Here is a 9,845-nt window from a genome sequence, read left to right on the forward strand (position 1 = left end):
TAAATACAATAACCTCCGCGAAAACATAACACCATAAGTGATCCATGTCTTTCGGGAATAGTCCGTTATGATAAGGGAAGTAGCGCGAAGCTCAAGGGAAAAATCACCAGCGAGAAGGCAGCGGCTCAATGACCACCGCCCCCTTTAAAAAGCCTTAACAATTATGCTTCTACAGCAGGAAACGCGGTGAATGATCAGCCGGCCATTTCGAGCAATAATTTGTTCAGGCGATGAACATAGCTGGCCGGATCATCCAACTTGCCACCGGCGGCCAGATTCGCCTGATCAAAGACCACCTTCACCAGATCGGCAAAACGATCTTCGTCAGCTTCCTGGTCCAGCTTGACGATCAGCGGATGGGCAGGGTTGATTTCAAAGATAGGCTTGGATGTGGGTACAGCCTGGCCCGCTGCCTCCATGATCTGACGCATCTGCGCCCCCATATCGTGTTGACCTACCACCAGACAGGCGGGAGAATCTGTCAGACGATTGGTAACACGGACTTCTTCAACATCCTCTTTCAGGGTGTCCTTGATCCGTTTAATCAGGTCTTCTGTTTCTTTCGCCACTTCTTCCTGGGCTTTTTTGTCAGCCTCATCATCGAGCTTGCCCAGATCCAGATCGCCCCGGCCAATATCAGCCAACTGCTTACCATCAAATTCATTCAGGTGAGACACCAGCCACTCATCAACACGATCTGACAGCAACAGGACTTCAATACCCTTTTTACGGAAAACTTCCAGGTGTGGGCTGTTTGCAGCAGCATTATAGGTTTCAGCGCAGATATAATAGATCTTGTCCTGCCCTTCTTTCATGCGCTCCACGTAGCCAGTGAGGGACTGATCCTGTGTGCTGCCCTGCCCTGCTGTGGTGGCAAAACGCAACAACCTGGCAACTTTCTCACGATTAGCAAAATCTTCAGCCGGACCTTCTTTCAATACCTGGCCAAATTCTTGCCAGAACGTCGCGTAGGTTTCCGGTTCCTTCTTGGCCATTTTTTCCAACATATCCAGTACCCGCTTGGTCAGCGCGCTTTTCATGCTGTCTACCTGCGGGTCTTTTTGCAGGATTTCACGGGATACATTGAGGGACAGATCGTTAGAATCCACCACACCTTTGATAAAGCGCAAATACATGGGCAGGAACTCATCTGCCTGATCCATTATGTAAACACGCTGCACGTAGAGCTTCAGCCCTTTTTGCATTTCGCGGTTATACAGATCAAAAGGCGCTTTTGTGGGTACATAAAGCAAGCTGGTGTATTCCAGCTTACCTTCAACCTTGTTGTGGCTCCACTTGAGAGGGTCAGCGAAGTCATGGCTGATATGCTTGTAGAATTCACGGTACTCTTCATCAGAGACGTCTGAACGTGAGCGGGACCAAAGCGCTTTAGCGGTATTCACTGTTTCCCATTCTGGCGCTTTGTCCTCCTGCGCTTTCTTTTCGCCGTCCTCACCTGAAGGCATGTCTTCTTTCACCATGAGAATGGGCAAAGAGATATGATCAGAGTATTTACGCACAATGTTACGCAGGCGCCAGCCATCGGCAAACTCCTGTGCGTCTTCTTTCAGATGCAAAGTGATGGTGGTGCCACGTTTTTCTTTATCGATGTTTTCAATGGTGAACTCACCGGAGCCATCGGAAACCCAACGCACCCCTTCGCTGGCATCAGCGCGGCGGGTTTCAACCGTCACCTTGTCGGCCACAATAAAGGCAGAGTAAAAGCCCACGCCAAACTGACCGATAAGTTGAGAGTCTTTCTGCTGGTCACCGGTCAGGTTTTTCAAAAAGTCCGCCGTGCCCGATTTGGCAATGGTACCCAAATGGTTGATGACATCATCACGGCTCATACCAATGCCATTGTCCGCAATGGTCACGGTTTTATCGTCTTTATCAAAACTTATGCGGATTTCCTGGGTTGGATCCGATTCCAGCAAACTGCTGTTGTGCAACGCTTCAAAACGCAGTTTGTCACTGGCATCAGAAGCATTAGAAACCAGCTCACGCAAGAAGATTTCACGGTTGGAATACAGCGAGTGAATCATCAGGTGCAGCAGTTGCTTTACCTCTGTCTGAAAACCCAGCGTTTCTTTGTTTGCTTCGATGGTCATGGAACCCTTAACCTTTACCGTCTTGTTTAATCCATAGAAGGCCCTTTAAAGGCTGATATTGCCTAACGAGGGCTTAGCCCGGATATTTCATAAACATGCTCCTGGCCTTGCTTGCTCCTTGCGGCTCTAAGGGCAGTTTATGAAATATCCGGGTTCGTTGAGTATGAAGATAAGGGCAAAAAAAGGAATATCAACCCCTGAACAGCCACAGAAAAATGATCCTCATACCTGGTCACATTGCATGACAGAACACCGACTTATGGATTACCCTGTATTTCATGAACAAGCCTTTTATGGCAACTCTTCATGTTATGGCAACTATTTATTCATGTTATTTATGGCAGCGATGAGCAACGTACCCCACAAAGTATCAATATATGATTCCATTGTGCCGATATACCCTGTAACAATGATTGGAGCTGCCATGAACTGCGCTAACTCCTTTGACAGGCACCTTCAAAAACAGCGTCCACACAACCTGAACACCATAGGTTGATCATGATACAGCCCCTGCCAAAACGACAGTTCCAGAAAAACTCACCGCTATCTGAGGACGACTGGCGTGATTTTTTCCAAAGAGGATTTTGCATCATCCGAGGACTGCTTGAAACGAAAGAAATCGAAACGACCCGTGCCGCCCTTAACCAGGTTCTAAAAGAAGCACATCAGCTGGCAACGCAAAAACCCGCGAACTTCAAGGGAGGTATCTATCACAGGGGGGGAAAGTTCGTGATAGAAAGCAATCAGGAGAAGCAACTGGAGAAACTGCATCGTGTCTGCGGCTGTGGCAGCCTTGATCCCACCCTGCTGGCCACCTCCCGCCACCCATCATTACTCTGTGCCTTTGGGGACATTCTGATGGCAGACCAGTTCGAGCAACTGATCTGCCAGTTTCATGCCAAAACGCCAGGCGACAATGTCACCTTCGAGCCACACAGAGACATAGAGTTTCGCCTCAATGGTGATCCCCAATGGCAAGACGTCAACCGTCACGGAAGCTACGTAGTGGCTGTGATCGCCATCGACGCCTGCCATTCAGGCAATGGGGGGTTATATGTGGTTCCCGGCTCTCACAACAACGTTAAACTGACTGATATCTCCCCTGCTAAAGACAACTTTAGCCTGCAATGGGGTCTGCACGCCACAACCCCCTCCCTTGCCCCTGGCGATGCTATTTTAATGCACCCTTACCTGGTTCACTGGTCAAGCCCTAACAACAGCAACAAGTCACGTTTTACTCTGCTCAGCGGTGTCTCAAGTATTGGTGCCAACCATAAAGATTACCCTGGTGATTGCACCAACGCGATTTTGACAACACAGCGCTCACCCTGAACAGACCCAACAAAAAAAGCACAGTTTGAGGCAGCTTTTCAGGGCAAATTCATCAGCCCTGAAGCTGACGTCTGAGTCCAACGAATCAGCGCATTCTCAGTTGACACTCATTTTCGGGTCATGTTTCAAATAGGTTAATACCACATCCTTGAGACAAGGCTGACGCTTCAAGTTTGAATGTCTACCATGCACACAACCCGACACTCATCACGACGATTTGTTCATCCTGATGCCAGTGAGATCTTTTGCAAGGCCAGGAGCATGTTTATGAAATATCCGGGTTAACAACAACGATTGGTATAAGACCGTCCTGCATAAATAGCCCATACCCCTTCCCGGCTACGTGTTTGGTGATATACTTTCAGCCCTCCCAATAACAGGCTTTATTATGGCTATTATCGGCTCCATGAACCGCTTGAAAGTGGTCAAAATAAAAGACTTTGGTGCTTTTCTTGCTGGTGAGCTACTGGATGATATTCTACTGCCTCGGCGTTTTATGCCTGAACAATGCCGTATTGGCGACGAGCTGGAGGTATTTATTTATCTGGATTCTGACAGTCTCCCTATTGCCACCACCTTGAAACCCAAAGCCCAGGTCAATCAATTTGCCTGCCTGAAAGTCACCGATACCAACCGCATGGGAGCCTTTCTGGACTGGAATATGCCCAAGGACTTATTGGTGCCATTTAGCGAACAGAAAGAAAAAATGGTGACAGGACAGTTTTATGTTGTCTACATCTTTCAGGAAAAACAAAACTACCGCCTGGTTGCCTCTTCTAAAATAGGCAAGTTCCTCAACAACACCCCCCACAGCTATAAAAATGGGCAACCCGTTCAACTGATGATTGCTGATGAAACCGATATCGGCTATACGGCAATTATTGAAGAACAGTACATGGGTGTACTCTTTCATCAGGAAATTCAATCCCCTGTTCGCAAAGGCATGAAACTCAATGGCTTTATTAAGCGGGTACGACCCGACAACAAGCTGGATCTGAGCTTGAGAAAACCTGGTTATAACAAGGATGCCATTCACTCCCTGGAAACTATCATTCTGGCAAAACTGAAAGAAAGCGGTGGTTTTCTTCCCCTTAATGATCACACACCCCCTGACACCATTAAGAAAATCTTTGGTATCAGCAAACGCACCTTTAAAATGGCGCTGGGCGGCCTGTATAAAAAGCGCCTGATTGTTCTCGTTAAAAATGGCATCCGCCAACAGGTTAATGAGCAGGCTTAGGGTAGTTGGGACAGTGAAAAATACCTGCGAAGTCACGGAACCACGGTTTATTGGTCAGTTGGCCATACCGTCATCGCGATCCTGAATTCAGTCAATAACAGTGAAAAGCCGCCTGGCAAGACGGCTAGGAGCCTGTCGGACTTAAGACAATTTCGGCCTAAAATCCAGGAAAGCGCGAGAAAGCGCAAGAAAGCGCGAGAAAGTGCGAGAAAGTGCGGCCAGAATTTCCGATCAATTTGCTTAAATAGGTCAACTATTCGCGCAAATTGATCGAAAATTCTGACTCGCCCTACTGAATTTTATGCTCGAAAGCATAAGTCCGACAGGCTCCCAGGATAGCAGAAGTGACCTGCGCTTCTCTTAAAAGCCCTTTTTTTTAAGCGCTGTTTTTTCTTCCTGCTCCGCCAGTATCGATTTAATTTCCAGCAAAACCCCATCCACATCAGCCGCTTTGCTGGGCTTTTTAAAGCGGCCTGTCAACTTCACATCTGGATGCAGCTGGCCACTTTCATACAAATCCCAGATTTCCCTGGCATATTGGCTGTTCAGAAGCTCTGGAGCATATAAACCATAGTAGCGGTTCATATTACTCACATCCCGCTCCAACATAGGCAGGGCATTATTATTCGCTGCTGCATCTACCGCCTGTGGCAAGTCAATAATGACAGGACCATGCTCATCGACCAGCACATTAAACTCTGACAAATCCCCATGAACCAGTCCAGCACATAGCATTCGGGTAACATAACCCATCATCACGGCATGGTCTTCCCGCGCCTGCTCAGCTGACATGGACACATCGCTGAGCCGAGGTGCCACATCACCATCCTCATCCACTACCAACTCCATCAGCAATACACCATCAAGACAGACATAAGGTTCAGGCACCCTGACGCCAGCGTTTGACAATCGAAACAAAGCATCTACCTCGGCATTCTGCCAGGTTTCTTCCTGCTGCTGACGACCAAACTTGGACCCTTTTTCCATCGCTCGAGCACGGCGGCTGTTACGTACTTTACGACCTTCTTGATACTGGACAGCTTTTTTAAAGCTTCGCTTAGCCACCTCTTTGTAGACTTTGGCACAACGTATATGCTCACCACAGCGAACCACATAGACATCCGCCTCCTTGCCACTCATCAATCGACGGAGCACGTCATCAATAAGGCCATTTTCAACCAATGGCTGAAGTCTTTTTGGTATCTTCATCTATTCTTTGTACCGCATTTGTATACCGCTATAACAACTACTCTCATTCCCTACCCTCCGACGGACCTGGATATCTCTTGTTTATCAGCTCAATTTACACATCAGCACAGATGCGAAGCTGTTCAAATGATGACTGAAGCGCCTTCAAGTAAATTTCTGCCCGAAGCTGGGAGTGGGCCATCTTCCGCATGATGATAATACTCCCAGCCTGAAGGCCAGGTAATACCAACAGCCCGACCTAACCAGGCTATTGCACTGACAATCTAAATACCAACCCTGCTCATCAAGGTGGTTAGAAAAGGCTATCGGTATAACTCCATGGAAATATACGACTTTTTTGCGTTCTCAGCGTATGCCATGGTGATTTCCCCATGGAAGCATTGGTTTTTAGCGTTTTATGGAATACCTCAGCTTCCCATGGTTATCAAACAATTATGATAACAGGCTTTGAGCCTATCGCTTGGCATCTTTCTGGTTATTCCCACTTGCCGACAGAAACCGACAGAAACCGACAGAAACCGACAGAAACCGACAGAATAAGTGGCATCAAGATGCTGATTTTAGCATCTGAACATTACCACTGATTAGTGAATGTCCTTTTTCGTATTTTTCGTATAGCAGGTGCAATCGCAGCAGAAGAGTAGACCTCAGATCGGATTAAAACAGCCTTGACACGGTCACCCTCGCAGGCATCCCGTACAGTTTTATCACGCAGTCCCAAATCTGATCTATATTGACTGATCAATATAGTTTTCAACACCCCCTAAGACTGCTAAAAATTCGCTTAAAAATCAAGCATCTTCAATGACCAGGAGTATACAAGCTGTCCTGTGAACCTCAACATCCCGGATAGCAGCATCTATCTCACCACGGGCTTCGTCAGACTGTTCACAGTACCAAAACCAGGGAGAACACATTAAGAGTCATCAGCAGCCCTGATCCGTTATCTGAATCGCTTCCCCTATCGCTTTAATGACAATGCAATTATAGTGGACTCCCACAGCATAAAACCGACAAACACAACCAGGTAAAACTCAGCACTAACGAATGTATTGAGAGATTTATCCACCTTTCCCTGAGTAAAGTCAGAATAATCCACTACTAAGAATCTCTGACCGAGAGAGCCAGAAGCAGTCTTAAAAGCCTGCCCGAAGCGAGGAGCATGAGAAATGGAAAATGAAAAGCTGCTTTTGTGAGGCAAAGTGGCGCTATTTAACGAACAAAAGCTATTTTTCAGACCCATTTGAGTGACCGAAAGAGAAGCAATACTTTTAAGATTATTTCTCAGAACCAAACTGCTGCCAAAGGCCTATACCCTGCCAGGAGCCTGTCCGAGAATAGACTGCGCTACTGCGGTTGCGATAAATTGGCCTAAAAATTCCTGCTTATTCATCAAATAGCCCCGCTATTCTCATCAGAAACAGAAATTTTATCCTCAATTTCTCGTAATCCTCGCTAAGGGCGCTATTCTCGGACAGGCTCCTAGAACAGCCAAAGCATATAGACCCAGGAACAGCAGTCATATCTGCTCGGGCTTTATTCAATGATCAGATACAAACCGATGAGCCGAGTTACAGACTCTTTTTCTAATCGACTCGCTCATTATTAACCACCGAACAGCGACTCACCTGACAGTCCTTGTTTTTCCAAAATACTGCGCAGTCGCTTCAGAGCTTCCACCTGGATTTGCCTAACACGTTCACGGGTAAGGCCAATCTCTCTGCCAACCTCTTCCAACGTGCTGGTTTCATAACCTCTAAGGCCAAACCGACGGGCAACAACCTCCCTCTGTTTCTCAGACAACTCACCTAGCCAGCGATCCAGACTGTCATTCAAATCCAGATCCTGTAATAACTGGGCAGGATCAGCATCCTTATCATCCGAGATAGTATCCAGAATGGATTTTTCCGAATCGGGACCCAGAGGAGTATCCACAGAAGTAACCCGCTCGTTCAGCCCCAGCATCCGCTTGACATCATCAACGGGCTTATCGAGTAAATAGGCAATTTCTTCCGGCGTCGGATCATGATCCAGCTTTTGTGTCAATTCACGAGCAGCTCGCAAGTAGACATTCAGCTCTTTCACAACATGAATCGGCAGACGAATAGTTCGCGTCTGGTTCATGATTGCTCGCTCAATGGTTTGCCGAATCCACCAGGTCGCATAGGTTGAAAACCGAAAACCTCTCTCAGGGTCAAATTTTTCAACGGCCCGTATCAGTCCCAGATTGCCCTCTTCAATGAGATCCAGGAGTGTTAACCCCCGGTTAACATAGCGCCTGGATATTTTAACAACCAGCCTCAGGTTACTTTCAATCATCCGCCTGCGACCTGCCTCTACCCCTTTACGTGCCAGCCGGGCAAAATGCACCTCTTCTTCTGGTGTTAATAAAGGTGAAAAGCCTATCTCATTGAGGTAAAGCTGTGTCGCATCTACAGACTTGTAGAAGGCATCCTGGTCCCGCTTACGAGCAGCCACAGTGGACGCTGATGTACCACCAGCTTTTGGCCTTGCTTCCACTACACTAGGCTCCTCTTCCACCGGATCCACAGTGGCTTCAAGCGGTTGATCCTCTCCATGAATCAAATCCTCAGCATAACTGCTTAATTCTGAGTCATCCCTCTTCGCTACCATAAGAGTCAGTCCTGTCCGAAAGTCCCACTCTCTGCCGGGCAGCCTTTTTGCTGCGCCAACACCCGTGAGATCCCTCTACTGCTGCTGCCCGATGACGCTTAACGCCTCGGTAGATACCCCAAAGGATCAACCGGTTTGCCATTGCGCCGAATTTCGAAGTGCAGCTTAGGTTCTATTGTTCCTGTAGAACCTATTTCGGCTATCTTTTGGCCTGCTTTAACTGAGTCTCCTTCGCGCACAAATAACTCCCTATTGTGAGCATACGCACTCAGATAGCTACTGTTATGTTTGATGATAATCAGCCTGCCGTAACCCTCCAGATCTGAGCCGGAATAGACAATATCTCCAGCGGCGGCTGCTCTTACAGACTCTCCTAATTTGCTCTTGATATCAATACCCTTGTTAACACGACCCGACAGGGAAAACCCCTCAATCACCTCGCCCGATACCGGCCACAACCATTCACTATCATCACCCATTTTATGCACTTTGTTTGGTGATGTTTTTTCATCCGTTTTTGACAAGTGATTTTGTGAAGGTACCACTTTTCTGGAAATGGAAGCAACACGATCAGATCGCGTCTTACGTGCTAAAGAGAGTTTTTGTCCTGGGTATATAGTATACGGAAAGGTCAATTTATTAACTGCTGCTATTTCTTTAAAGTCTCTATTATAAAGCCATGAAATGCCATAGAGAGACTCACCGGATTTAACGACATGCACCCCCTTTATGACCACAGGCCGTTCCCTTAAATCTTTCACAGGCACCTTCAACGGGTCATGACTACACCCTGAAAGCCATAACAAAATCATCACTATACAGGCGTGTTTAACACCATTTTTTGAGCAGGCACTCAAAATATAACTCATCCTTTTTTGAATAAATATCCAGTAGTTCGCAACCATCAACTCTCTCAGACAACTAATTTTAAAAGTCTTTTCGACGATAAAAAACAAATAATTAGATTCAAAAAAGTATAACAAAATATCAAGACCAGTTATGGGTTTCAAACCATTGAGACAACCTCACTGGTCGCGGCTGTTACGACTTGGCTTATCCCATGAAAATTCAGTCATGTGGAGCAGTACAAACCTGTTTTCAAACAGTCATTGACCAATACGTATAAAAAAATTTTTGACGCCTGAGCCATATTTTCTGTCGGCAGCAAAACCTGTAATTGATCGGAAATTCTGGCCGCACTTTCTCGCACTTTACTCGCACTTTCTGGATTTCAGGCCGAAATTGTCTTAAGTCCGACAGGCTCCTAGGAGCCTGACCGAGAATAGCGCCCGTAGCGAGGATTACGAGAAATTGAGGAT

At 46.9% G+C, this 9,845-nt stretch carries 9 protein-coding genes; 4 read left to right on the forward strand and 5 right to left on the reverse strand.

Features of this window, described 5'->3' with window-relative positions; genetic code table 11:
- Positions 1 to 194 precede the first annotated feature (194 nt).
- Positions 195 to 2,111, reverse strand: coding sequence for a molecular chaperone HtpG (gene htpG, locus V4C51_RS03295; protein ID WP_330924699.1), 1,917 nt, complete (start codon positions 2,109 to 2,111; stop codon positions 195 to 197).
- A gap of 139 nt (positions 2,112 to 2,250) precedes the next feature.
- Between htpG and V4C51_RS03300 the strand changes: the two genes are divergently transcribed.
- From V4C51_RS03300 to V4C51_RS03310, 3 genes are all read left to right on the forward strand, one after another.
- On the forward strand, positions 2,251 to 2,607 hold the full coding sequence (locus V4C51_RS03300) for a hypothetical protein (RefSeq protein WP_330924700.1): 357 nt from the start codon (positions 2,251 to 2,253) through the stop codon (positions 2,605 to 2,607).
- Between the two features lie 2 nt (positions 2,608 to 2,609).
- Positions 2,610 to 3,443: a phytanoyl-CoA dioxygenase family protein gene (locus V4C51_RS03305; RefSeq protein ID WP_330924701.1), complete on the forward strand. Its 834-nt coding sequence runs from the start codon at positions 2,610 to 2,612 to the stop codon at positions 3,441 to 3,443.
- A gap of 388 nt (positions 3,444 to 3,831) precedes the next feature.
- On the forward strand, positions 3,832 to 4,683 hold the full coding sequence (locus V4C51_RS03310) for a CvfB family protein (RefSeq protein ID WP_330924702.1): 852 nt from the start codon (positions 3,832 to 3,834) through the stop codon (positions 4,681 to 4,683).
- Between the two features lie 360 nt (positions 4,684 to 5,043).
- Here V4C51_RS03310 and V4C51_RS03315 read toward each other — a convergent pair whose 3' ends face one another.
- Positions 5,044 to 5,892, reverse strand: a complete 849-nt coding sequence (locus V4C51_RS03315) for a PA4780 family RIO1-like protein kinase (RefSeq protein ID WP_330924703.1) — start codon at positions 5,890 to 5,892, stop codon at positions 5,044 to 5,046.
- A gap of 371 nt (positions 5,893 to 6,263) precedes the next feature.
- On the opposite strand from V4C51_RS03315, the gene V4C51_RS03320 reads away from it, so the two are divergent.
- Positions 6,264 to 6,476 (forward strand): hypothetical protein, encoded by a 213-nt coding sequence (locus V4C51_RS03320; RefSeq protein WP_330924704.1) that lies wholly within the window; start codon positions 6,264 to 6,266, stop codon positions 6,474 to 6,476.
- Between the two features lie 207 nt (positions 6,477 to 6,683).
- Here the strand turns inward: V4C51_RS03320 and V4C51_RS03325 are convergent, their stop codons facing one another.
- The 3 genes from V4C51_RS03325 to V4C51_RS03335 form a co-directional block, all read right to left on the reverse strand.
- Complete coding sequence (locus V4C51_RS03325; protein WP_330924705.1) at positions 6,684 to 6,809, reverse strand: hypothetical protein; 126 nt, start codon at positions 6,807 to 6,809, stop codon at positions 6,684 to 6,686.
- Between the two features lie 688 nt (positions 6,810 to 7,497).
- Positions 7,498 to 8,526 (reverse strand): RNA polymerase sigma factor RpoS, encoded by a 1,029-nt coding sequence (rpoS, locus tag V4C51_RS03330; RefSeq protein ID WP_330924706.1) that lies wholly within the window; start codon positions 8,524 to 8,526, stop codon positions 7,498 to 7,500.
- Between the two features lie 98 nt (positions 8,527 to 8,624).
- Positions 8,625 to 9,383, reverse strand: a complete 759-nt coding sequence (locus tag V4C51_RS03335) for a peptidoglycan DD-metalloendopeptidase family protein (protein ID WP_330924707.1) — start codon at positions 9,381 to 9,383, stop codon at positions 8,625 to 8,627.
- Between the last annotated feature and the right edge of the window lie 462 nt (positions 9,384 to 9,845).

It is taken from the genome of Candidatus Sororendozoicomonas aggregata (genome assembly GCF_031528575.1).
GTDB classification, from domain to species: Bacteria; Pseudomonadota; Gammaproteobacteria; order Pseudomonadales; family Endozoicomonadaceae; genus Endonucleibacter; species Endonucleibacter aggregata.